24 protein-coding genes are annotated in these 23844 nt (G+C 73.6%); 10 read left to right on the top strand and 14 right to left on the bottom strand.

Features of this window, described 5'->3' with window-relative positions; all coding sequences use genetic code 11:
* Nucleotides 1-58 precede the first annotated feature (58 nt).
* On the bottom strand, nt 59-1348 hold the full coding sequence (locus ACH4VO_RS06840; RefSeq protein ID WP_360989094.1) for a cytochrome P450: 1290 nt from the start codon (nt 1346-1348) through the stop codon (nt 59-61).
* A gap of 194 nt (nt 1349-1542) precedes the next feature.
* Between ACH4VO_RS06840 and ACH4VO_RS06835 the strand changes: the two genes are divergently transcribed.
* Both ACH4VO_RS06835 and ACH4VO_RS06830 read left to right on the top strand, forming a co-directional pair.
* Complete coding sequence (locus ACH4VO_RS06835; protein ID WP_360989096.1) at nt 1543-2010, top strand: tyrosinase family oxidase copper chaperone; 468 nt, start codon at nt 1543-1545, stop codon at nt 2008-2010.
* A 17-nt stretch (nt 2011-2027) separates the two neighbouring features.
* Nucleotides 2028-2885: a tyrosinase family protein gene (locus ACH4VO_RS06830; protein ID WP_360989099.1), complete on the top strand. Its 858-nt coding sequence runs from the start codon at nt 2028-2030 to the stop codon at nt 2883-2885.
* A gap of 100 nt (nt 2886-2985) precedes the next feature.
* Here the strand turns inward: ACH4VO_RS06830 and ACH4VO_RS06825 are convergent, their stop codons facing one another.
* From ACH4VO_RS06825 to ACH4VO_RS06785, 9 genes are all read right to left on the bottom strand, one after another.
* Nucleotides 2986-3267 carry a chaplin gene (locus tag ACH4VO_RS06825; protein ID WP_360989102.1) on the bottom strand — a complete coding sequence of 94 codons (282 nt, stop codon included), beginning with the start codon at nt 3265-3267 and terminating at the stop codon, nt 2986-2988.
* A 147-nt stretch (nt 3268-3414) separates the two neighbouring features.
* Nucleotides 3415-4584: a GNAT family N-acetyltransferase gene (locus tag ACH4VO_RS06820; protein ID WP_360989104.1), complete on the bottom strand. Its 1170-nt coding sequence runs from the start codon at nt 4582-4584 to the stop codon at nt 3415-3417.
* Complete coding sequence (locus ACH4VO_RS06815; protein ID WP_360989107.1) at nt 4581-5258, bottom strand: lipopolysaccharide biosynthesis protein; 678 nt, start codon at nt 5256-5258, stop codon at nt 4581-4583. The genes ACH4VO_RS06820 and ACH4VO_RS06815 overlap by 4 nt, the downstream gene beginning before the upstream one ends.
* The gene (locus ACH4VO_RS06810) at nt 5255-6400 is read right to left on the bottom strand and encodes a glycosyltransferase (protein ID WP_360989110.1); all 1146 of its coding nucleotides are present in this window, start codon (nt 6398-6400) and stop codon (nt 5255-5257) included. The genes ACH4VO_RS06815 and ACH4VO_RS06810 overlap by 4 nt, the downstream gene beginning before the upstream one ends.
* A complete protein-coding gene (locus ACH4VO_RS06805; protein ID WP_360989113.1) occupies nt 6397-7170 on the bottom strand; it encodes a polysaccharide deacetylase family protein in 774 nt (257 codons plus the stop codon). Before ACH4VO_RS06805 ends, ACH4VO_RS06810 begins: the two co-directional genes overlap by 4 nt.
* On the bottom strand, nt 7160-8791 hold the full coding sequence (locus tag ACH4VO_RS06800) for a lipid II flippase MurJ (RefSeq protein ID WP_360989115.1): 1632 nt from the start codon (nt 8789-8791) through the stop codon (nt 7160-7162). Before ACH4VO_RS06800 ends, ACH4VO_RS06805 begins: the two co-directional genes overlap by 11 nt.
* Nucleotides 8788-10185, bottom strand: a complete 1398-nt coding sequence (locus tag ACH4VO_RS06795) for an O-antigen ligase family protein (protein ID WP_360989117.1) — start codon at nt 10183-10185, stop codon at nt 8788-8790. The genes ACH4VO_RS06800 and ACH4VO_RS06795 overlap by 4 nt, the downstream gene beginning before the upstream one ends.
* 3 nt (nt 10186-10188) lie before the next feature.
* Complete coding sequence (locus ACH4VO_RS06790; RefSeq protein ID WP_360989120.1) at nt 10189-11673, bottom strand: sugar transferase; 1485 nt, start codon at nt 11671-11673, stop codon at nt 10189-10191.
* On the bottom strand, nt 11670-12860 hold the full coding sequence (locus ACH4VO_RS06785; RefSeq protein WP_360989122.1) for a glycosyltransferase family 4 protein: 1191 nt from the start codon (nt 12858-12860) through the stop codon (nt 11670-11672). The genes ACH4VO_RS06790 and ACH4VO_RS06785 overlap by 4 nt, the downstream gene beginning before the upstream one ends.
* Nucleotides 12861-13625: 765 nt before the next feature.
* On the opposite strand from ACH4VO_RS06785, the gene pgm reads away from it, so the two are divergent.
* The 5 genes from pgm (at nt 13626) to ACH4VO_RS06760 (ending at nt 18293) form a co-directional block, all read left to right on the top strand.
* Nucleotides 13626-15272, top strand: coding sequence for a phosphoglucomutase (alpha-D-glucose-1,6-bisphosphate-dependent) (pgm, locus tag ACH4VO_RS06780; protein ID WP_360989125.1), 1647 nt, complete (start codon nt 13626-13628; stop codon nt 15270-15272).
* A 402-nt stretch (nt 15273-15674) separates the two neighbouring features.
* The gene (locus tag ACH4VO_RS06775; protein ID WP_360989128.1) at nt 15675-16172 is read left to right on the top strand and encodes a DUF6325 family protein; all 498 of its coding nucleotides are present in this window, start codon (nt 15675-15677) and stop codon (nt 16170-16172) included.
* Between the two features lie 124 nt (nt 16173-16296).
* The gene (locus tag ACH4VO_RS06770; RefSeq protein WP_360989130.1) at nt 16297-17094 is read left to right on the top strand and encodes a tyrosine-protein phosphatase; all 798 of its coding nucleotides are present in this window, start codon (nt 16297-16299) and stop codon (nt 17092-17094) included.
* Between the two features lie 233 nt (nt 17095-17327).
* Nucleotides 17328-17732, top strand: a complete 405-nt coding sequence (locus ACH4VO_RS06765; protein WP_360989132.1) for a DUF1992 domain-containing protein — start codon at nt 17328-17330, stop codon at nt 17730-17732.
* A gap of 69 nt (nt 17733-17801) precedes the next feature.
* Complete coding sequence (locus tag ACH4VO_RS06760) at nt 17802-18293, top strand: GNAT family N-acetyltransferase (protein WP_360989135.1); 492 nt, start codon at nt 17802-17804, stop codon at nt 18291-18293.
* A gap of 57 nt (nt 18294-18350) precedes the next feature.
* On the opposite strand, the gene ACH4VO_RS06755 is transcribed toward ACH4VO_RS06760, so the two are convergent.
* A complete protein-coding gene (locus ACH4VO_RS06755; RefSeq protein ID WP_360989138.1) occupies nt 18351-18737 on the bottom strand; it encodes a VOC family protein in 387 nt (128 codons plus the stop codon).
* 214 nt (nt 18738-18951) lie between these two features.
* Between ACH4VO_RS06755 and ACH4VO_RS06750 the strand changes: the two genes are divergently transcribed.
* Nucleotides 18952-19488 (top strand): isochorismatase family cysteine hydrolase, encoded by a 537-nt coding sequence (locus ACH4VO_RS06750; protein ID WP_360989403.1) that lies wholly within the window; start codon nt 18952-18954, stop codon nt 19486-19488.
* Between the two features lie 70 nt (nt 19489-19558).
* Nucleotides 19559-20143: a DUF6328 family protein gene (locus ACH4VO_RS06745; RefSeq protein WP_360989141.1), complete on the top strand. Its 585-nt coding sequence runs from the start codon at nt 19559-19561 to the stop codon at nt 20141-20143.
* Between the two features lie 73 nt (nt 20144-20216).
* Here the strand turns inward: ACH4VO_RS06745 and ACH4VO_RS06740 are convergent, their stop codons facing one another.
* The 3 genes from ACH4VO_RS06740 to ACH4VO_RS06730 form a co-directional block, all read right to left on the bottom strand.
* A complete protein-coding gene (locus ACH4VO_RS06740) occupies nt 20217-21041 on the bottom strand; it encodes a VOC family protein (RefSeq protein WP_360989143.1) in 825 nt (274 codons plus the stop codon).
* A gap of 106 nt (nt 21042-21147) precedes the next feature.
* Entirely contained in the window at nt 21148-22221 is a 1074-nt protein-coding gene (locus ACH4VO_RS06735) for a cation diffusion facilitator family transporter (protein ID WP_360989145.1), read from the bottom strand.
* Complete coding sequence (locus ACH4VO_RS06730) at nt 22214-22555, bottom strand: DUF6479 family protein (protein WP_360989148.1); 342 nt, start codon at nt 22553-22555, stop codon at nt 22214-22216. The genes ACH4VO_RS06735 and ACH4VO_RS06730 overlap by 8 nt, the downstream gene beginning before the upstream one ends.
* A gap of 88 nt (nt 22556-22643) precedes the next feature.
* Here ACH4VO_RS06730 and ACH4VO_RS06725 point away from each other — a divergent pair, with 88 nt between their 5' ends.
* Nucleotides 22644-23609, top strand: a complete 966-nt coding sequence (locus ACH4VO_RS06725) for an LLM class F420-dependent oxidoreductase (protein WP_360989151.1) — start codon at nt 22644-22646, stop codon at nt 23607-23609.
* Nucleotides 23610-23844: the final 235 nt, after the last annotated feature.

Raw genomic sequence — 23844 nt, 5'->3', positions numbered from 1 at the left:
CATTCGCCGACGGGCCACGCGAACGCGTCTGAGTAGGCCATTGGCGACAGCCGGGGAATCAGTCCGCGTCATTCGGGTGAGAATTACCGATGGCGAGAGGAAGAGACCCGACACGGTTGTCGAAATTCGAATCGACGAGACGCGGTTCCCCCGCCGTTCGGATATTCCCCGGCCGGGAGAGAAGTTCCCGGAAGAGCGCTTTCATCTCGAGTCCGGCCAGATGCGCCCCCAGGCAGTGGTGCGGTCCGCCCCCGCCGTAACCGAGGTGCGGATTGGGGGAGCGGGTGATGTCGAAGACGTCGGGGTCGGCGAAGACCGAACCGTCACGGTTCGCGGAGGCGTACAGGAGGACGACCTTCTCGCCGGGCAGGAAGGTCCGGCCGCCGAGCGCCCGTTCGGCCACGACCGTCCGGCGGAACTGGATGATCGGGGTCGAGTACCGGACGATCTCGTCGACCGCTCCGTCGGCGTACCGCTCGAAGTCGGATGCCAGAAGGTCTCGCTGCTCGGGGTGCGCGGTCAGCAGGGCCATCCCGTGGGCGATCGCGTTCCGCGTGGTCTCGACACCCGCCACGAGCAGGAGCGAGAAGAACGCACCGAGCCGGCGGGCGGACAGGGCCCGCCCGTCGACGTCCGCGCGCACGAGCGCCGAGATCACGTCGTCCGCCGGGGCACGGCGCCGCTCGCGGGCGATGCCTGCCATCACCAGTTGCATACGGGCCAGGGACCGCAGGCCCCGACCGGGCACCCGCAGCCGGCCGAGCCCCCTGCGCTGCACACCGACGTACTCCGACGCGTGGTCGATCAGGCCGGCGATGCCCGCCCGGTGACGCTCCGGAATGCCCATCAGGTCGCAGATGACCACGAACGGCAGGCGGGCGGCGGCCGACCGCATGAAGTCACCGGGGCGCTCGGCGACCACCTCGTCCACCAGCCGGCCGGCGACGGCGGCGATGTCCTCCTCGGCGGCGGCGAGCAGCCGTGGGGTGAAGGCCCGGGAGATGGTCCTGCGCAGACCGGCGTGTTCGGCGCCGTCCATGTTGACCATCGAGTTGCCGAACACGGCCTTGGCCCAGCGGGCCGGTTCCGGGGTGGTGACGCCGGGAGCGCTGGCGAACACCTGCGGCAGCCGGCTTGCCGCCTTCACGTCCTCGTACCTGACCAGCGCGTGGAACGGTGTGCGCGATCCCGTACGCGGGGTGAAGCGGACGGGTGCGTCCAGTTCCCGCAACCGGGCGAACGCGGCCAGCCGTTCGGGCCGGGGCAGCCGCCAGAACGCCGGGTCGGCCAGATCGATGTCACCCGCGGCGCGCGTCCGGCCCGTGGACACCTGTGTCGGCGCGTTCATAGCTCAACCTCCGGGAGTTCGGACGGTCCATGCTGGCCCCGGCGTGTGCGGCTGGGCGGGCGACGCGGCCGCGGCGCTCCGCACATTCCCACGGTCGCGCGCCGGGCGCGGGACGAGAACCGTTCGCGCGCCGTCTCGTTGCCCACCCCGAGAAGGTAGAAATCCGACAGAGCGGACGAGAGGCAGGAACCCCTATGGACCCGAACACCAGCAGGGACGAGGAAGCGGGCCGCCGCCGGCCGGCCCGCCGCGCGGTGCTCCGCGCGGCCTTCACCGCGGCCGCCGTCGCCGGCACGGGCGGCGCGCTCGCCCCCGTCCTCCTCAGGACCCCGGGGCAGCCCGACCGCCCCGAACGCACCTTCGTGGGCCCCGAACGGTTCTCCGAGGTCTACCGGGGCCGCGACATCCGGGGCACGGCCGGCGCCGTCGTCGTGGCGGCCGGTGCGCCGCACGCCGGGGAGGCAGGCGCCGTGGCAGCCGCCCCGGACATCGACGTCCGCATCGACGGCAGAGGGCTGCACGTCATGAGGCGCGCCGACGGGAGCTACCTCAGCGCGGTCAACCACTACGAGTCCTTCCCCACGCTGCTGGAGACGGCCAGGGCCGCGGTCGACGAGATCGGCACCGCCCGGCTGTCCGCAGCCTCCCCGCACACCATCTGACCGAAGGGCGAGCACGGGTGTACAGCCGCAAGAACCAGCGCAACCTCACACGTACGGAGAAGAAGCGCCTTGTCGACGCGATCCTGGCGCTCAAGCGGTCGGGACGCTACGACGACTTCGTCACGCTGCACCGGCAGTACTACGTCACCGACGCCGAGAGCCGGCCACGGCCCGCCCACATGACCCCCTCCTTCTTCCCCTGGCACCGCCGTTACCTGCTGGAGTTCGAGAAGGCGTTGCGGGCCGTCGATCCCGGCGTGTCCGTCCCCTACTGGGACTGGACGCGGGACAACACCCCGGCCGCCTCCCTCTGGGCGGACGACTTCCTCGGTGGGAACGGCCGGCCGGGCGACCGGCAGGTCATGACGGGTCCCTTCGCCTACCGGCAGGGCAACTGGCCCCTCAGCGGGGGCCTCACCGACGACCGCTTCCTGCGGAGGAACTTCGGCCGGCCCTCCGCGCCGGTCACCCTGCCGGGCAGGGCGGAGGTGGACCGCGCGCTCGCCGACCCGCTGTACGACGCCGCCCCCTGGAACAGCGTCAGCACCACCGGCTTCCGCAACAGGATGGAGGGCTGGGGGATCAGGGGCTCGCGCCCAGTCGCCACCCACAACCGGGTGCACCGCTGGATCGGCGGGTCGATGGCCGGCGCAGCATCGCCCGACGATCCGGTCTTCTGGCTGCACCACGCGTACATGGACCTGCTCTGGACGCGCTGGCAGAAGGCACACCCGCGCTCCCGCTACCTGCCGGGGGCGCTTCCGGCCGGCGACCCGCAGCGGGGCCGCGTCTTCGCGCTCGACGAGCCGATGCCCCCCTGGGACGTCGCACCCTCGCAACTCATGGACCACAGCCGTCTCTACCGGTACGTCTGAGCGTCACCGGCGGACCGGTAGGGGCCCGGGAACGGCCGGGGCCTCCCCTCTGCGCCGCAGCGGAGAGGGGAGGCCCGATGGGTGAGCCCCGGTACGGGACTCAGTGGCCGTAGGCGTAGTCGCCCTCGTCCTCGTGGCTGTCCGACACGTTGGCGCAGGTGTTGCCGAACGCCGGGTTGAGCAGGGCGATCACGTTCACCGTGTTGCCGCAGACGTTGACCGGGATGTGCACCGGCACCTGGACGGCGTTGCCCGAGAGGACACCGGGGGAGTGGGCGGCGACGGCCCCCGCCCCGGCGTCGGCGGAAGCCAGGCCGGCGCCGCCGGCGAGCAGGGCGCCGGTACCCGCCACGACAGCGGCCACCTTCGTGATGCGCGACATTCAGTTCTCCTTGTGAGGGTCGGGACCGGCTGCGGGAGGTGCGGCCGGCATGCTCTGACAACGCGAAAATCGACAGACGGTAACGGATCGGCTGAAAAGTAGTAATCCGGCGTCATTCAGGCCGATCCGCCGGGGTGACATGGGCTCTCACCGACGGCCGATTCCCGGCAGCACGGCCGCCGGGAGAGCTACCAGCCGGTCGTGCCGGTCCCGCGCCGCGGGGAACCGCGTCCTGACGGTCTCCGCCGCCCGGTCACGCACCGCCACCTGGGACGCGCGCAGCCGCAGCAGCGGCTCCAGGGCCGGTCGGGCCATCAGCAGCCGCTGGTTGACGACCGGCACGGGCTCCCAGTGGTTCTTGTACTGCTCCGACCCGCGCAGCAGGCTCAGCACACCGCCGGGACCGGTGTCCGCGGCCTGCCGGGCCGCCTCGCGCAACAGCATCGACGACACCTCGACCTTCTTCTCCCGCAGCGCCGGATCGGCGCCGTACAGGTAGCAGCCGGTCAGCCGCCCGGTGGTGAGCGCCAGATCGGCGGCGACCACGTCCCCGCCGAGCAGGAACTCCCTGACCGAGGCCTGGCCGTCACGCACCATCCGGCGGGTGGCGCGCACCAGGTGGGCCGAGAAGCGGGGCCGCAGATGCTCGGCGTTCACGCCCCGCCCCCGCCACTGGAGTGCGTGGAGCCGCAGCAGCGTGCCGATGGCGTCCGCCACTCTGTGCTCGGGCGCCGTACGGCACTCGATCCCCAGGGCGTCGATCTTGCGCAGCTTGGCCCGGGCCCGCTGCGCCCGTGAGCCCGGCATCCGCTCGATGAGGGTGCCGATCGGCTCGGCGGGCAACTCCATGCAGACCGAGTCGGTGAGCCTGCCCCGCGCGCCGGACCAGTTCTCGAACAGCCGTTGGGCGGAGGCGTCGGGCCGCACCTCACGCAGGTCGATGACCGCGTGCACGGCGGCCCGGTCCAGCCCGCGCTCCAGGGCCGCGACGGCGTCCCGCCCGTCCTCCCCGTCCACCAGGATGTCGAAGAAGTCGGAGATCGCCCCGCCCAGCGGCACCAGCAGCGGCATCGGGCGGTGCACGAGCATCAGGGCGGCCGCACCGATCAGCCGCCCCCCGCGACGCGCCAGGACGACCCGCAGCCTGCCCGCGGTCCCGTACGACAGCCACCACGAGTGCAGCCAGGCATGGCTCTGGAACGGGGTGGAGGTGGGGCAGCGGTGGTGCAGGGCGTCCCACTCGCCGGCGAGCCCGGCGAACTCCACCGGATCCCGGCAGAGGGTGACGGTGAGCCGGCCGCGGCGGGCGGAGGTCATCGTACGAGCTCCCGTTCCTCGGCGCGGGCGGCCGTGCCGGCCTGCGCGGGAGCCGGTACCTGCGCCGCGGCGCCGCGACGGCCCGGACGGGGACGCGTGAGAAGTAGCAGCCCGCCGGCCAGCCCGCCCGCGCTCGCGCCGACGGCCGTGCCGAGCGGGACGGACGGGGCCACCGGACCGGCCGGCGGCACGGCGTGGGAGAACCTGATGAGCTTGACCCCCGTCTCCTTGGCGACGTGCCCGCTGCTCACCACCATCGCCTCGGTGACCGCGTTGGCGATGTCCGCCGCCCGGCGCGGATCGGACCACGTACCGGTCACCGCGATCATCGGGGAGTCGGGGGAGGTCTCCGACCGTACGTGGGGGCGCAGTTCGCCCACCGTCTCCCCGGCGGCCCCCCGGGCGTAGGAAAGCGTCGCGTCACTGGTGGCCAGCCGGCCGTACGACTGCGCGTACCCCAGGGCCGCCGCCGGATCGGTGCCCTTGCCGGCGGTCACGACGGCGTAGCCGGTGGACGCGTACTCGGGTTCGGCGGTCAGCCCGTACCCCAGCCCGCATGCCGCTCCGAGCAGGGCACAGGCGGGCAGGGGCCACCAACGGGCACGTAGGGATACGCGGCGGAGCCCGCGGAACCGTCCGGGGGCGGCCGGCTGCTGCTCGGGCGTCTCGGTCATGGGTGTGTTCTCCCGGTCGAGGGGGCGGAGTCGAGGGCGTGTGCGTAGACGTCCATGAGGAGTCTGCTGCTGGACGTGATGGCGTAGTGGTCCACTGCCGGCGGCGGTGGCAGTCTGCGGGAGCCGCTCACGGCCAGGTGCCGCAGCGCGGCCGTCAGTTCGCGGGTGAGGCCTGCGTCGGACCGCCTGCCTGCGATCCGTACGGTGCCGGGCGCGTGCCCGGCCGGCAGGTCGTCCACGGCGGGGCAGGTGCCGTGGACCACGGGCAGGCCGGCCGCCAGGGCCTCGACGACCGCGAGCCCGAAGGACTCCTCACGGGAAGCGGAGACGAAGGCGTCCATGGCACAGAGCAGCCCGGGGATGCCGTACGGCCCGTCCCCGGTGCCGCACTCGCCGAGGAGACGGACCCGGCCCGTCACGCCCAGCCGGGCGGCGAGCTCACGCAGCGGGCCGGCCTGCGGGCCGTCCCCCGCGAGCACCAGCCAGGCGTCCGGGAGGGCGGCCACGGCACGGACCAGCACGTCGAAACGTTTGCCGGGCACGAGCCGCCCCACGCCCCCCACCACGAAGGCGTCCTCGGGTACGCGCAGCGCGGCCCGGGTGGCGCGCCGCCGGCCCGGGTCGAAACGGAACGCGGCCGCGTCGATCCCGTTCGGCACCGTATGGATCCGTGCGGCAGGCACCCCCCAGTCGAGCAGCCGGCCGGCGACGGTGGGGGAGACGGCCACCGTCGCCGCCCCGAACCGCTCGGTGCGCAGGTAGAGGGCCCGGGTGCCGGGGGTGAGCGGCCGGCCCTCGATCTCCGCCCGCCCCAGCGAGTGCTCCGTCGCGACGGCGGTGGTCCCGGCGATCCGCGCCGCGATCCGGCCGTAGACGCAGGCCCGGTACAGATGGGTGTGCACGAGGTCGTACGCCCCGCGCCGGATGAGCCGGGCCAGCCTGGGTACGGCGGTCAGGTCGCGGTTGCCGTTCATCGCGAGGTCGCGCACGCAGACGCCGTCGGCGCGCAGTCCGTCGGCGACCGCCCCGGGGTTGGTGAGGGTCACCACGTCGCAGCGCACCGGCAGGTGACGCAGCAGCAGACGCAGCTGCTGCTCGGCCCCGCCGGCCCCGAGACCGGTGATGACGTGCAGGGCCTTCACCGGCCGCCACCCGAGGACACGCGGACGGCGGCGGCGCGGTGGCGCAGCCGGTGCCGTACCTCCTTCGCCCGGAGGCGGGCGGCCCGGTCGGCGTGGCTGACATGGGTACGGGGCAGGGCGAGCGGCCCGAGCAGGGCGCCGGGGGTGAGGGCGCAGGCGTATGCGTACCCGGCCTCGCGCACGGACCGCACCACCCGCCGGTCGGCCGTGCCGTACGGGTAGCAGAAGCCGGCCGGGGCGGTCCCGGTGATGCGGCCGAGCTCCTCGCGGCTGCCGTGTGTCTCGGCGTGCAGCGCGTCGTCGGGCAGGGCCGTCAGGTCCCGGTGCAGCATCCCGTGCGAACCGACCTCCATGCCCGCGTCGGCGACGGCCCTGATGCCCTCCTCGCCGAGCAGGGGTCTGCGGGGGCCGAGCGGGTCCCAGACGTTGCTGCCACGCGGCCGGCCGGGGAGGACGAACACCGTCGCCGTGCACCCGTGCCCGAGCAGGACGGGCAGCGCCTCGCCGAGGAAGTCGGCGTAGCCGTCGTCGAAGGTGAGCCCGACCAGGCCGCTCCGCCCGGCGGCGTGCGCCCGCAGGAGCTCGGCCACACCCACGCCGGCGAGACCCCGCCGCCGCAGCCAGGTGAGCTGCTCGTCGAGGCGGTCGGCCGAGACGGCGATGCCGTACGGATCGTCCGTGGGATCGCTCACCGAGTGGTAGGTGAGGATCCACGGCCGGGCCCGGGAGGTGTGGACCCCAGCGGGGGGTGCGGACGTGTCAGCGGCCATGTCGGGACCTCCGTCGGACGAGAGCGAGCAGGTGAACGGCTTCGGGTGCTCCGAGCGCGAGACAGGTGAGAAGGAACGCGGCCGGGACGAGGAGGCAGCCGGCCGCCAGCCCCCCTACTGCCCCGGGCACCCACGGGACGGCCAGGCAGCCGGCGGACGCGGCCACCGCCGCCGCTACGGCCGGCCTGCCGAGCGAGAGCGCCACGGCTCCCGGCCGCACCGCGACGGGGTGCGACCCCAGCCCCAGGAGCATCAGCACCGCGGTCGTGCTGATGCCCAGGGCGTTGGCCGCCGCGATGCCGCCGACACCGGCCGGGCCGGTCAGGAGGAGCCCGGTCCCGGCCGTGACCACCAGCCCGGCGCCCATGGCGCGGAGCGGGTACCAGGTGGGCCTGCCGGCCGAGAAGTACGGTCGGCAGAGCGCCCCGACCAGCGTGTGGCCGAGCAGCCCGAGCGCGTAGACGCGCATCACCCCGGCCGTCGCCGCGGTGTCCGCGGCGTCGAAGGCACCGCGCTGGAAGAGGACCTCCACGATCCGGGGCGCGCAGCCGATCACGACCGAGGTGCCCAGCAGTACGATCGTGCCGGCCAGCGTGAGGTCGCGTTCGACCCGGCGGCGGGCCCCCTCCACGTCCCCGGCTGCCATGGCCCGGGCGACGACCGGGAAGGTCACCGTGCAGATCATCATCGACAGCACCATCGGCAGCTGCGCGACCTTCTGCGCGTAGTTCAGATGGGAGATCGCCCCGTCGGACAGGGCCGAGGCGAGGACCCGCTCGACCAGGACCTGGGACTGACGGCTCACCACGAACAGCACCACCGGCGCGAGGACCGTCGCACCGAGCAGCGCAGGGAGGACCTCCCGCTCCGCCCGGCGCCCCCGCACCCACGTGGTCCGCCCGCGCCGCACCAGCCGCGCGAACGTGGGCAGCTGGGTCACGATCATCAGCACACTGCCGACCGCGACACCGGCCGCCGCGGCGCGCACCCCCCACCGCGCGTGCAGCGCGAGCGTGGTGGCGATGATGCCGAGGTTGTACGCGATGTAGACACCGGCCGGCGCCAGGAAACGGCCGTGCGCCCGCAGAGCCGCGCTGAAGTACCCCGTGAGGCCGAAGGTGAACACCGTGACGGCCGTCAGCCGCGTGCAGTCCACGGCGAGTGCCGGGTCGTCCAGGCCGGGGGCCAGCACCCCGACGGCCCAGGGCGCGCCCGCGACCAGCAGCGCCCCCGCGCAGGCGAGCGCGGCGGACAGCCGGGGGAGGGTACCGGCCACGAGGGCCCGGACGGGATCCGCCCGGTGCCTCCCGGCCGCGCGGATGGCCAGGGCGTGGCTGAAGGCGGGTACGAGCAGCAGGGCCATCCCGTCCTCGATCAGCAGGGTGGCCGCCATCTCCGGCACGGTCCACGCGATCAGGAACGCGTCGCTCGCATGGCCGGCACCGAAGAGCCGGGCGACGGTCTGGTCCCGTACGAGTCCCAGCACCGCCGCGACGGCGGTCAGTCCGGCGGCACCGGCCGCCGCCCGGGCGAGGAACCGTCCGGGCCGGGCCCCGCCACCGGCCTCGGACGTCCCGGTGGCCGGTGTCGTCCCGGACGCTTCCGTCGCGGTGTCGCTCACGCGGCCGCCGCCCGGTCCGGGACGGCCAGCGCCCACGAGGCGGACAGGCCGAGCACGATCCCGGTGACGACGGTGGAGGGGCCGCCGATGTCCGCGTACAGGAAGTCGACGGTCTGCCAGGTCATCAGGCCGACGGCGGCCAGCCCGCAGTCGACCGCCGCGGAACCCCGGGCCCGGGCGCGCACCAGTCTGCGGACCCCGCCCACGAGCACCGCCGCCCAGGAGCCCGCCAGCGCGGCGAAGCCGATGAGACCCTGCTCGGCGAGGACGAGCAGGTACATGCTGTGCGGTGACAGCAGCGGCTGCCTGCGGAAATCCTGCCCCGCCCCCGCCGTGTCGCTGCCGGCGGACAGGCCGATCGACGCGTGGCCGTCCCGGTGCGCGGGGAAGCCCTTGAGCCCGACCCCGGCGGCCGGGTGCTCGCGCCACATGCCGGCCGCGGCCGCCCACAGGGTGTACCGGTCGTTGACCGACCGGTCGGGGGCGCTGGTCACCTCGGTGATGCTGGTGAGCCGCTGGGAGATCATCTCGGAGCCCACCCCGAACCCACCGACGAGCACCACGCCGGCGGCGCCCAGCACGGCCAGCGTGCCGGCCGCCCGGCGGAGCCCCGTCAGCAGGATCACGGCGGTGGTGCCCGCCACCGCCGCGATCCAGGCTCCCCGGCTGAAGGACAGGGCGAGCGGAACGGCCAGCGCGGCGGCGGCCGCGAGGGCGCCAGGCCTCAGCCACCGCGGCCGGCCCGCCGGGGGGCCGGCCGCGCAGGCCGCCGCGGCGAGCAGTCCGTAGCCCACCACCGTGGCCATCCCCATGACGTCGCCGGCGCCGAAGGTGCCCACGGCGCGGATGTCCTCGCCCTGGTAGGAGGCACCGGAGCCGGTGGCGTACTGATGGACGCCCACGGCCCCTTGGACGAGCGCGAGCAGCACGAGCGCGCCCGTGATCATCCGGAAGTGCCTGGCGTCCCGCACCAGGAGAACGACGCAGGCCGGTACGAGGACGAAGATCTGCAGGTGGCGCACGAACCCGGGCAGCGCGGCCACCGGGTCCCCGGCGGTGACCGTGGCGACGGCCAGACCCACGGCCGGCAGGCTCAGCACGGCCGCCGCGGCGGGTGTCAGCGGACGTACCCGCAGGGACAGCACCCGGCCCAGGCAGACGAGCACCGCCACGCCCGAGAGGAGGTCCGCCGCGGGGACGCCGTACACGGTCGCGGCCTCGGCGCCGCCCGCCGGCACGGTCAGCAGGAGCACGGTCGCGAGGAGGGGGAGCAGCGGCCACTCGCTCCGCCGGAGCGGGAGCGGGAACGGGCGCCCGGCCCGGGGCCGTAGGGCGGGAACGGGGGTGGACGCGGGGGCGGAGGCCGCAGGCCGGGCGGTCAGGGTCTGCGTCATGGGTCAGCTGCCTCCGAGCCGGAACACGGAGCCCGCGGTGCGCGCGAGGACGCACACGTCCTGCCAGAGCGACCACGTCTCGATGTACCTGTTGTCGAAGCGGGCCCGGTCCTCGATCGAGGTGTCTCCGCGCAGTCCGTGCACCTGGGCGAGGCCCGTGATACCGACGGGCATTCGGTGCCGGGCCCGGTAGCCGGGGTGCAGGCGGCTGAACTGCTGGACGAAGTAGGGGCGTTCGGGGCGGGGACCGACCAGGCTCATGTCGCCGCGCAGCACGTTCCACAGCTGCGGCAGTTCGTCCAGCGAGGTACGGCGCAGGAACCTGCCCACGCGGCTCATCCGCCGGTCCTCCGACACGTTCCACCGGGTGGCCGACTCGTGTGCGTCGGCGGGGCGCAGGGTGCGGAACTTCAGCAGGACGAAGGGCCGCCCGTACCGTCCGACGCGCTCCTGCCGGAAGACGACCCCCGGGCCGTCGCAGACCCGTAGGGCGAGCGCGCACAGGACCATCGCGGGACTCGCCGCGATGAGGGCGGCCGCGGCCAGGACCACGTCCATGGCCCGCTTCGCCCGGTGGGCGGCGGGCCGGTGCGGGCCGTCGTGCAGCGTGTGGGCGGCGAAGCCCCACAGATGGTCCGGTGCGGGCCCGGCCGGGTGGGGGAGGGCGGTGGCCCGGTCGGTGATCAGCCACACCCGGCAGCCGTGTTCCACGAACACCTCGAAGAGCGCGGAGCCCTCCGGCTCCGACTCCGGCGGGACAGTGAACACGGCGTGCCGCACGGCGTTCTGGATGACAGCCCGGCCGACTGCCTGCGCCGACGCCAGGACGGGCAGCGCGGACCCGTCGGCCGGAACGGCCCGGGTCCCGGGAGCGTCGCCCGAGCGCACCCGGCCGACGGGCCGCAGCCCGTACTCCGTGTGCTCCTGCAGCACGGCGGTGACCCGGTCGGCGAGCGGACCGTCACCCACGACCAGGGCGGACTGCGGGTTGCGGGCGGCCGACCGCAGCCGCAGCCGGTGCACACCCGCGCGGGCGCCGCAGCTCAGGAGGGTCTGCGCGCCCACCGCGCAGACCAGGGTCCTCCAGCCGGGGGCGTAGGCGGGGTCGTACGCCGTGAGGAGCTCGCCGGTGACGCACCACTGCACCGCGGCCAGACCGCACAGGGCGGGCAGCTCCCCGAGGACGGACGGCGACAGTCCGGTCCGGTACAGGCCGCGGTAGGCGTTCAGCAGGAACTGCCCGGCCGCCTGCGGGAGGACGGCGCCCGCCGGCCAGGGCCCGTCGGCCACCAGGGTCAGGGCCAGGACCAGTCCCAGCCCGTCGGCCGCCATCAGGCCCAGGGGTGACGTCCGCCGGTGCCGGCCCGCCGCGGTCCGGGACGGCGACGTGCCGCTCCCGGCTCGACGTGGGGGACGGACCGCGGACGCCGCACGGCGTACCGCTGTCACCTGGGCGGTCCGGTGGGCCGGTGCACTCTCCGTCGTCATCGCTCGGTGCGCCTCCTCGTCGTAGGGCGGGACGTCAGGGGACGGGACTGGACGGCGATGTCCTGGTAGAGGCGCAGAACAGCTCCGGCCGTCCTCGACACGTCGAAGGCCGTGCGGGTGCGGCGCTGCGCGGTGCGGCTCAGTTCCGTGCGCAGGCCGGGGTCGGCGAGCAGAGCGGTGAGCGCCGCCGCGAGAGCCCGTGGATCACGCGGCGGGACCAGGCAGTGCGGGAGATGGGAGGGGGGCAGGCTCTCCCTCGCCCCGGCGACATCGGTCAGCAGGACGGGCGTGCCGCAGGCCATGGCTTCGAGGGGGGCCAGTGCCATGCCCTCCCAGAGCGAAGGCAGCACGACCACGTCGGCCGCGTGGAGCCACGGCCGCACGTCCGGGCTGAACCCCGCGAACAGCACGCCGGGCGGCGCGGCGCGCCGCAGCTCCGCCCCGGAAGGCCCGTCACCGACCAGGACGAGCCGGGCGCCGGGCGCACGCGTCAGCCGCCACGCCTCCAGCAGGACGTCCTGGCCCTTCTGCCGGCTCAGGCGCCCTACGCACACGACCAGCGGCGCGCCGGCCGGAACGCCGGCGAGGGTAGGCAGGGCCGCGCGGGCGGAGGCCGTGGCGTTGCGGTCGCCCGGCCGGAAGCGGTCCAGGTCGATGCCGTTGTGGATCACCGACCAGCGGGCGGTGATGTCGGCCCGCTGCCCGGCCCGGCGTTCGGACTCGCTGACGCACAGGATGCGGTCGCTCCACCGTGCCCCGAAACGCTCCCACGCCGCCGCCGCGTCGGCGGCCCGCCCCTCCAGTGCCTCGAACGACCAGGCGTGCGGCTGGAACACCGTGGGGACACGGCCGCGCACGGCCAGCCGCCCGGCCAGCCCCGCCTTCGCGCTGTGGGCGTGGATCACATCGGGTGCGCACGCGCGGACCAGACGGCCCGCCGCGGCGACCTCGCGGCCCAGCCGGGCACCGGGGGCGCGCTCCGCCGACCAGACGCACACCCCCGCCCCCGCGGCCGCCGCAGCCGGTGCCAGCGAACCGTCCGGCGGGCAGGCCACGAGGGGCCGCAGTCCCGCCCGTACCTGCGCCGTCACGAGGTCCGTGACGACACGGGCGACTCCTCCCTCCACCGGCTGGACCAGGTGAAGGACCGTCAGCCCGCTTTCCCCACCGAAACTTTTCTGCAGCACACACGGCTCTCTTCTCACATGCCCCGAAAGAGCCGGTCCGGGTGAGCACCGGCGGAAAGGAATGGGCGGCGGAGATCAAGTGAATGAAACCGAAATGAACTGTGACACGATGTCGAGGGGGACTACACGTACGACTCGCTCATATTTCCCTATGGTTTAGCCACGGGAAGGGGGAATGCCGCACGTCCGCTCCGTAATTCGGCATGGCGGGCGCCGGTGCTTTTCTTCGTTCCGGAGGTTTGCCGCAGGAGGGGAAAGCCGTTCGCCTCCGCGCGCATGCGTGTCACGCCCCGAATCCGGCGCGTCCTGACAGCCGGTCCGCGATTGCGGGCGGGCGCACGGCGGCGGCTGCGATACCCCGCCCGGTGCCGGAACGCCGGACGAGTCCTGCGCGCGGACGCTCCTTCCCCCGGCGACGACGCCGGACGACGCCGTGCCCCCGGTCCACCGGGGGATCGCGGGGCCCTGGGCGCGTACCCGCCCAGGGGTACGGCGGCCGGAGCGATGACGGACGTCACCGCAGAACCGGGCGCGGCGCGTCCGGGCGGCCGGTGGCGCTCTCCGTACCCGGGGACGTTCCCCGTGCGATCCGGCCGATCCCGGGGAAAGCGCCCGGTGGCACGGCCGGACGCGGAGGTACCGGCGGCCCGGCCCAGGCACCCGCGCGTGCGGCCCGCGCGGCACTATCGGGTACAACTCGGATTGATCGTCCGTCCCGCGACGGTCCGCCGAGGCCGACCGGCCGCTCACGACAGAGGAGAAGCGATGGTTCACGAACGGGCCGGCACGCCGGCGCAGCCCGGAGACCTGGTGGACGTGGCACGTCTGGTGACGGCCTACTACACCGTTCACCCCGATCCGGCCGAGCCCGCCCAGCGGGTCGCGTTCGGTACGTCGGGGCACCGCGGCTCGGCCCTGGCGGCAGCCTTCAACGAGGACCACATCGCCGCGACCACGCAGGCCATCTGTGAATACCGGGCTCAGCAGGGCACCGACGGACCCCTGTTCCTCGGTGCCGACACCCACGCCCTGTCCGAACCCGCCCGGATCACCGCCGTGGAGGTGCTCGCCGCCAACGGGGCCACCGTCCTCATCGACACGGACGACGGCTACACACCCACCCCGGCCGTCTCGCACGCGATCCTGACCCACAACCGGGACCGCACCGGCGGCCTCGCCGACGGCATCGTGGTCACCCCTTCCCACAACCCGCCCGCCGACGGCGGTTTCAAGTACAACCCGCCCCACGGCGGCCCTGCCGGCTCGGACGCCACCTCCTGGATCCAGGACCGCGCCAACGCCCTGATCGAGGGCGGACTCAAGGACGTCCGGCGGATCCCCTACGCCCGGGCGCTGGCCGCCGGCACCACCGGCCGCCACGACTTCCTGACCGGGTACGTCGACGACCTGCCGGCCGTCCTCGACCTGGACGCCGTACGCGACGCGGGGATCCGGATCGGGGCCGACCCGCTCGGTGGTGCGTCGGTCGCCTACTGGGGACGCATCGCCGAACGCCACCGCCTCGACCTCACCGTCGTCAATCCGCTCGCCGATCCCACCTGGCGGTTCATGACGCTGGACTGGGACGGGAAGATTCGGATGGACTGCTCCTCGCCGTACGCCATGGCCTCGCTCATCGAGCAGCGCGACGCGTACACCATCGCCACCGGCAACGACGCGGACGCCGACCGGCACGGCATCGTCACGCCGGACGGCGGGCTGATGAACCCCAACCACTATCTGGCCGTGGCCATCCGCTACCTCTACTCCCACCGCGGGAACTGGCCGGCCGGCACCGGCATCGGCAAGACCCTCGTCTCCTCCTCCATGATCGACCGGGTGGCCGCGGACCTGGGGCGGCAACTGGTCGAGGTCCCGGTGGGCTTCAAGTGGTTCGTCGACGGTCTGTTCGGCGGCACCTTGGGCTTCGGCGGCGAGGAGTCCGCCGGTGCGTCCTTCCTGCGCCGGGACGGCCGGGTGTGGACCACCGACAAGGACGGCATCCTGCTGGCGCTGCTGGCCTCCGAGATCACCGCGGTCACCGGCTCCACCCCCTCCCAGCACTACGGCGAACTGACCGCCCGCTTCGGTGACCCGGCCTACGCCAGGGTCGACGCCCCCGCGACCCGTGAGCAGAAGGCGGTGCTGGCCCGGCTCTCCCCGGACCAGGTCACCGCGGACACCCTGGCCGGCGAGCCCATCACCGCCGTCCTCACCGAGGCACCGGGCAACGGCGCCGCCATCGGCGGGCTCAAGGTCTGCACCGACAGCGCGTGGTTCGCGGCCCGTCCCTCCGGCACGGAGGACGTGTACAAGGTGTACGCGGAGAGCTTCCAGGGACCCGGCCACCTCGCGAGGGTCCAGGACGAGGCCCGTGCTCTGGTGTCCGAGGCGCTCGGCGCGGCGGACTGACCCGCCCGGACCCGGTGGGCCCCGGACACCCGGGGCCCACCGCCCCTGTCCGCCCTCGGACGCCGGGCGACGCCGGGGCGGTGCGGCACGGCCCTCAGCCGTCCCCCCGCGCCGTCGGCCCGGCGGCCGGCACGTCGCCCCGGAAGGCCCCCAGGATCTGCTCGGCGGCCAGGGTGGCCGTCAGCCCGCCCGCCCGTACCCGCTCCCCCAGCACCGGGGCCGAGCACAGGTACCGCCGGATGACGGAGCAGACCGTTCACCCGGACCTTTCCCTCTCCGCCCTCCACGCGGCCCCGCGCCCAGGTGCCGGTGCATCCTCTTCGTCATCAATTCTCACCGTGCGGCACGGAATGCCCGAAGTTATGCTTCTGGCGAGTCGGCACCGAAGGGGAAGGACGCACCATGGCCGTGGGACCCGTGGAGTACCTCGTCATCACCTTTCCCGGTGAGCGGTACGCCGACACGATCGCGCCCCTGCTGGCCGACGCGGTCGCGTCGCAGGCCGTGCGCCTCCTCGACCTGGCCTTCGCCCGCGGAGGTGAGAGCGGCGCCCCCGGCCTCGTGGAGCGCGCCGAGATCGACCCGGAAGGACTCGTTCCCTTCGAGCGGCCGGGCGGTGAGGCGGCCGGATGGCCCGCCGTCACGGACATCGGCGCTCTCGCGCCCCTGCCGGCGGGCACCGTCGCCGCGCTGATCGCGTGGGAGGACCGCTGGCCGGTCGCCCTCACCGGAGTGGTCCGGACGGTGGGCGGAGAGCTCGTGACGCATGAGGTCCTCCCGCCCCCGGAGGGTCAGGACGATGTCATCACGCTGCTCGAGCGGCTGGCGGAGCTCAGGAAGCAGGATGTTCTGACCGACGCCGAGTTCGCGGAGCACAAGGCGAGGATCCTCTCCGACTGACACCTGCCCGCCGGCTGCTCCCGGCCGGTCACGGCCGGCACCCCGCGCCCTGTCCTGTTGATTCTCATGCCGCGTGCGACGTTGATTCCGACCTGTTCGGTTGTCGGGAAAGAGGCAGTTCATCGTGCAAACCGCCCGGGCCGTCCCGGCCGCTACCGTCGTCAACCTGCGGGATCTCGGTGGTATCGCCCTCGGGTGCGACCGCCGCCTGCGCCAGGGTCTTCTTCTCCGCTCGGGCCAGCTCAGCGATCTCGACGCGGAGCATGACATGGCGGTGGCCGCGCTCGGTATCCGTACGGTCGTCGACCTCCGCACGGCCGACGAACGCCGCTGGTCCCCCGACCGGTTGCCGCCTGGCGCCAGGCTCTTCGTCGCGGACGTCCTCGGCGACCATCCGGTGCTCGGGCCTGCCCGCCTGCGGGCACTGCTCTGCGACCCGGACGGAGCGGCGGCCGCGCTCGGCGGCGGACGCGCCGAGGGCCTGCTCGCCCGGACCTACCGGCAGATGGTCCTCTCGCCGGGAGCCGCCGCCGCCTACCGCGCCTTCCTGGAGACCGCCGCGGACCCACGGGCGCGGCCGCTGCTCTTCCACTGCGCGTCGGGGAAGGGCCGCACAGGCTGGGCCACGGCGCTCCTGCTGCTGATGGCGGGCGCCTCGCGCGACGTCGTGCAGGCCGAGTTCCTGGCCGTGAACAGGGCGCTGCGGGCCGCCTTCGCGCCGGTGGTGCGACGCTTCGTCGAGGCGGGCGGCGACCCCGACGTCGCCTCGGCGCTCATCGAGGTCCGGGCCCGGTACCTCGACGCGGCCCTGGACGCCATGGACGAACGGTGGGGTGGACTCGACGGCTACCTGCGTGACGGGCTGCGCGTCCCCCCGGCCGTGATCGAGCGGCTGCGCGCGGACCTGGTGGCACCGGTCTGAGGTCCGGAGGCCGGCTCACGCGTCCGGCCGCCCGGACCCGCGCCGGCGACTCGCCCGTCGTGACAGCTGTCGGTGCCACCGGCACGTGCCGCCCGCGCACGCGTGCCTGCCCGGCACCAGGGGAGGGGCAGTTGCCGGGCGCCGGGGGAGGCGGGGTGCCTCCCGTATCGTGGTACGTGCCGACCCCGGCCGTCACCCGAGCCACCGGGGAGGAGTGCCGAAGGGGGTACGCGGTGACCGAGCGCAAGCCGGCCGGCGTCAGCTTCGAGTCCTGGGTGGACAGGCAGATCCACGAGGCCGAACAGCGCGGTGACTTCTCCGCCCTGCCGGGCTTCGGCCGACCGATCCCCGGCCTCGAACGCCCTTATGACGAGGCGTGGTGGATCAAGGCGAAGATGCAGCGGGAGGGTCTCTCGGTGCTCCCGCCGTCCCTCACGCTGCGCAAGGAGGCGGAGGACGCCCGGGAGGCGGCCTCCCGGGCCAGGTCCGAGGCCGAGGTCCGGCGCATGCTCACCGAGGTGAACGAGAAGATCCGCAGAGCTTTGCTGATGCCGCCGGAGGGTCCGCCGCTGAACCTCGTCCCCTTCGACGTCGACGCCGCCGCGGCCGAGTGGCAGGCGCGCAGGCACACGGACTGACCCGGCCCGGGCCGGCCGCGGCGCCCCTCCGGTGTCTGCGCGGTCCCTGCGAGGCGTAATACTCGGTCCATGAGATCGAGCATGACGAAAGCGCGTGGCGCCGGGCGCGGCGAGGTGCGGGTCCGGCGGGCCGTGGCGCGTGACGCCCGGCGGCTCACCCGTCTGGTCACCGGGTCCCGCGCCTACGAGGGCCACTGGGCGCCGATGGTCGCGGGCTACAGGGTCGGCCCGGACTACATCGAGACGCACCGGGTCTTCGCCGCCGTGGACGCGCAGGACCGGGTGCTCGGCTTCTACGCGCTGGTCCTGTCCCCGCCGGAGCTCGACCTGATGTTCGTCGGTGACGAGGCCCAGGGGCTGGGCATCGGGCGGCTGCTCGTCGGTCACCTGCGGGAGGAGGCACGCCGGGCGGGGCTGGCCGCGGTGCGCGTCGTCTCCCACCCCCCGGCCGAAGGCTTCTACCGCAGTGTGGGGGCCCGCCGCACCGGTACGGTCGCGGCCGCCCCGCCCGCGGTGATGTGGGACAGGCCCGAACTCAGCCTCACGACCGACGGCCCGTGAGCCGGGCGGTCCCGCCGGTCACCCGGCCCCGGACCGCCCTGCCCCCGCGCGGTCCTGCTACGACCAGCCGCCGTACGGACGGGTGATGAGTTCCATCCCGTGCCCGCTGGGGTCGGGGAAGTACACGCCGCGGCCGCCGTCGTTGTGGTTGATCTCGCCGGGGTGCTTCATGTGAGGATCGGCGTAGTACGCGGTGCCCTGCGCCTTGATGCGCGCGAAGGCCGAGTCGAACTCCGCCTCCGAGATGAGGAACGCGTAGTGCTGCGCGGTGATCGATCCGGCGGGAACGGTCGCGAAGTCCAGCGTGACGCCGTTCGCCAGGACGACGGGTATGAAAGGTCCCCATTCCCTTCCGGGGGTGAGGTCCAGAACGTGCGCCAGGAACTCCGCGGACTCGCGGTTGTCCCGGCAGTGGATGATGGTGTGATTCAACTCGACCGACACTGTGGAATGCCTCCAACAGGCATCTCACGGGCTACCTCCACGCCTCACCCGGCCGGTGACCGACGCGCGATGCCGTACCCGCGATCTTAGTCGTGCCGGTCCTGGCACGTCGAGGGCCCGGCGCGGCCCGCGACGGCGGCCGGGGGCGGCCACGTGGCGGGGGCCCGGCCGTCCCCGCGTGGTGAACACGCCGGTGGATGCCACCATGGAGGGCATGGGCAAGCGCGCCGTCATCGTCATCGACATGATCAACAGTTACGAGCACCCCGACGCGGATCTGCTTCTCCCGTCGGTCGGCCGGGCCACTCCCGCGATCGCGAGACTGATCGCCAGGGCCAGGGCGGAGAAGGTGCCCGTGATCTACGTCAACGACAACTTCGGTGAATGGCGGTCCCACCACGGCGAGATCGTCGACCAGGCCCTCGCCGGCGCCCACCCGGAACTCGTCGAGCCGGTGAGGCCCGACGACTCCTCCCTCTTCGTGGTGAAGGCCAGGCACTCGGTCTTCTACGAGACGCCGCTCGCCTACCTCCTGAACCAACTGGACGTGGACCACGTCGTCCTGTGCGGCCAGGTGACCGAGCAGTGCGTTCTCTACTCCGCACTCGACGCGCACATCCGGTACCTGGGGGTCACCGTCCCCGAGGACGCCGTCGCCCATATCCACGCCGACCTCGCCGAGGCGGCGCTCGTGATGATGCGGCGCAACATGGGGGCGGAGATCTCGACGGTGGACACCGTCGAGTTGTGACCGGGCGGGATTCACGCAGCGGCCGCGGGGCACGAGTACGACCTCGTGTACGACGTGGCGGAGGAAACCGATGGCACAGATACCGGCGGACGGCAGTGAGAAGGACGGGGCCGGGCGGCCCGGGGTGAACCCGGTCAGCGGCCGCCGCGAGACGGAGGAGGAGCGCGCGGACCGCCGGTGGGGCGATCTGCTCCAGGAGCTGCGTGTGGCCCAGACGGGCGTACAGATCCTCTTCGGCTTCCTGCTCGCCGTCGTCTTCCAGCCCCGTTTCGCCGAACTCTCGACCACCGACCGCACCATCTACGTCGTGACGGTGATGCTCGGGTCCGGCACGGCCGCCGCTCTCATCGGGCCGGTGTCGTACCACCGGCTGCTCACCGGGCGGCGGATGAAGCCGCAGACGGTCACCTGGGCCTCGCGTATGACGAAGCTCGGGCTCGGGCTGCTTTTCTGCACCATGTGCAGCGCCCTGCTGCTCATCATGCGGGTGGCGCTGCACAACACGGTGGCCCTGTGGCTGGTGGGTGCGATGGCCCTGTGGTTCCTGGCCTGCTGGTTCGGGTTCCCGCTGTGGGCCCTCCTCCGGGGCGACGGCCGGCGGCCCGGACGAGGCAGCCGGGACACCCGCGACGAGGACGGTCCCGGCCCGGTCTGACGCGCTGCGGGACCCCGGCCACCGTCGCGGTCGTGTCCGACGCGCTGCGGGACTCCGGACACGCCGCGGGTCCTCAGTCGTCCGAGTCCGCCGGACTGCGTACGTCCGTCACCGTGAACAGCCCGCCGTCCGGGTCACGCAGTGTCGCCTCGCTGCCGTGCGGGACGGCGCGCCGCTCCATGACCACGCCGCCGTGCCGCTCCGCCGCCGCGACCGTCGCCGCCACATCGGCCACCGGGAACTGCACCTGCCAGTGCGGACGCACCACCGGGTCGGGGGCGGCCTCCACCGCCCCGGAGCTGATCCGGGCCAGTGGACGCCCGGCGCAGCGCACCAGCACCTCGTCCCGCACGTACGCCACCTCGCACCCGCCCGGCTCCCCGCTCGCCCAGTCGAGCACCTCGCCGTAGAAGATGGCGGCGTCGAAGGCGTCCCGGGTGCGCAGTCTGAGCCAGGCGTGCGCCCGGTGGCCGGACGGCGAGAGGGAGGCGGCCCGGCCCGTCCACTCCCAGACGCCGAAGGACGCGCCGTGCCGGTCGGCGGCGAGCACCGCCCGCCCCGGACCGACGGTCAGGGGGCCCACGGCCACCGTGCCGCTGCGCTCGCGGATGCGGGCCGAGGCCACGTCGGCGTCGCGGACCGAGAAGTACGGCGTCCAGGCCACCGCCACCTGATAGGCGGACGCGACCGCGCCGATACCCGCCACCGGCACGCCCTCGGAGCGGGCCATGGTGAAGTCCTTGCCCAGGGGGGCCGGGCGGAAGGTCCAGCCCAGAACAGCGCCGTAGAAGCGCTGTGCCGCCTCCAGCTCGTGAGTCACCAGATGGACCCAGCAGGGGGCGGTGGCACCCGTCAGAGGCGCCGGCTCCGGCGCGGTCCGCGGTTCGCTAGCGGTCATGGTCCCACTGCCTCTTGTTCGTCTCTGCGGCATGACTTCTTCGGTGCCGCGGGGCCAGGACCAGCCTCCGGCGCTCCACCGCCTCCCGCAACACGCGGGGCGGCGTTCACACGCCGCCCCGCGGGGGAGCGTTCGTGATGTCCAGGAAGATGTGCTCGGCCTCCGGCCACGTGCGGGCCATCGACTGCTTGATCCGGACGGAGACCCGCTCGATCTCCTCGCTGTCGATCCCGGGTGCCAGATCGATCCTGGCCGCCACCAGCACCGAGTCCAGGCCCAGTCCCATGGTGAAGAGGGCGGCGACGTTGTCGATCTCCGCCTGGGCCGTGAGGAACTTCTGCATGCTGCGGCGCAGTCCGGCGTCGGCGGACTCTCCGATCAGCCGGTCGCGCGCGTCCCTGCCGAGCCGGAAGGCGACGTGGACGAGCAGCAGGCCGATCGCCAGGGAGGCCGACGCCTCCCACACCACGTTCCCGGTGACCAGGTGCAGGACCATCCCTGCCATGGCGAGCGCCACTCCCAGCACCGCCGTGCCGTCCTCGGCTATCACCGTCCGCAGGGCGGGGTCGCGGGCGCCGTCCTTCTCCCCGCGCAGCTGGAGCAGGGCGCGGAGCAGGGATCCTCCCTCGGCGAGGAAGGCCACGCCGAGGACGATCAGGCCCGCCGTGTATCCGTCGGGGGACTCCTGCTCGTTGCGGCTCAGCGCCTCGACGCCCTGGAAGACCGAGAAGCAGCCCCCCACGACGAAGATTCCCACCGCTGCCAGCAGCGACCAGAAGTACCGCTCCTTGCCGTACCCGAAGGGGTGGCGGCTGTCGGGAGGCCGACGGCTGCGCCGTAGAGCGGCCAGGAGGAAGATCTCGTTCACGCTGTCCGCTACGGAGTGGGCGGCCTCCGACAGGAGGGCGGGGGAGCCGGAGAGGAGACCGCCCGCGGCCTTGGCCGCCGCGATCACGATGTTGGCCGCCAGAGCGACCAGAACGGTGACGCGGGTCCGGCGGTCCGACTCCGGTCGTTCCCTCTCCCCGGTTCCCTCGTCCTTCGTACGCCCGCGGAAGGCGGATCGCCCGGGAGCGGCCGTCCGGTCCCGTTCCGCCACGGGCCCGGACGACTTCACCGCGTCGGCCGCTGGCCGGCCTGCCGGTATGCCGGCTGTGTCGGTCATGTCGGAATCAGTCACGCCGCTGATCGTCCTCCGGCCGTGGGATGACCTCGTTACCGCGTTCGCTGAGCTCGTACGGCGTGAGGGCCCGGCCGTTCTCGGGGAAGTGGTCGTCCGAGCCGTGCCGGCGGCTCTCCCGGACCTCGGTCCGGTGCGCCGGACGCGGCGGCTGCTCCTCGGGGCGCGGGGGCCGTGACTCCTTGTCGCGCCGCCTCATCCCGAACCAGAAGCCCCCGATCAGCAGCAGCACCACACACAGTCCGATGATGCCGATGATCACGCCGACCGCGCCCGGCCCCCCGCTACCACCGGTGGAGGCGAGCGATTCCCATGCTGCGTTCGTTACGTCCATGCATGGCGGGTACCCCGGAGACCCGCTCGCAGACAGCCATTGACATGAATTCATGTTTTGTGGCGATGTAACGGTAAAAGAGTTTCGCATGGTTCGAATCGGCTACACGATGATGACCGAGCAGTCCGGCCCTCGCGCACTCGTCCAGGACGTGGTGGCGGCGGAGGAGGCGGGCTTCGATTTCTCCGTCACCTCCGATCACTACTTCCCCTGGCTCGCTTCCCAAGGACACGCGCCCTATGCCTGGTCCGTGCTGGGCGCGGCGGCCCAGGCGACATCCAGGATCCCCCTGATGACGTACGTGACCTGCCCGACCACGCGCTACCACCCCGCCGTGATCGCCCAGAAGGCGGCAACGCTCCAGCTCCTCTCGGAAGGGCGCTTCCGCCTCGGGCTCGGCTCCGGCGAGAACCTCAACGAACACGTCGTGGGCGCGGGATGGCCGACGGCCCCGGTGCGTCTGGAGATGCTCGAGGAGGCCGTGGAGATCATCCGGGCGCTCTTCGACGGCGACAGCGTCAGCTACCGCGGCACCCATTTCCATGTCGAGAACGCCAGGCTCTGGGACCTGCCCGAGCAGCGCGTGCCCATCGGCATCGCGGTCTCCGGGCCGAAGTCGTGCGACCTCGCGGGGCGGCTGGGTGACCTGGTGATCGCCACCGAACCGGAGAGCGGCCTGCTGGACGCGTTCGACCGGCAGGGCGGCGCCGGAAAGCCCCGCGTCGGCCAGGTGCCCGTCTGCTACGACCCCGACCGGGACGCCGCGATCGCCCGCGCCCACGACCAGTTCCGCTGGTCGGTCGGCGGCTGGAAGGTCAACTCCGAAGTGCCCGGCCCGGCGGGCTTCGAGCAGGCGACCCAGCACGTCCGGCCGGAGGACGTCGCCGACGCCGTCCCGTGCGGCGACGACGTGGAGACGTTCGTCGACGCCGTCCGCGCCTACAGCGACGCGGGCTTCACCGAGGTCGCCCTGGTCCAGGTGGGCGGAGGACACCAGCGGCCCTTCATCGACTGGGCCAGGAGCACGCTCCTCCCGGCGCTGCGCGAACTCTGAGGGCCGCAGGCGGGTATCCGGAATACCGGCTGCCGAGCGACGCCTCGCACGCACGTGCGCCGCTTGATCGGGTGGATCCGGTACCCCAGGTGTCGGATCCACCCTCCGCCGTGCGCTCGCACGCACCGGACGCCGGAGGGCCCGCCCCCCGGGCAGACGGCGCCTCCCCGCGGACACGCCCGGGACCCGGCCTGCCCGGCCCGCGGCCCCGGCTCGTGTCGCCGGGACGCGGTCG

Source organism: Streptomyces sp. NPDC020780 (assembly GCF_044334475.1).
Lineage (GTDB): Bacteria > Actinomycetota > Actinomycetes > Streptomycetales > Streptomycetaceae > Streptomyces.
Note: the sequence above shows the minus strand (reverse complement) of the source record. Positions and strands in the feature narration are given on the sequence as shown.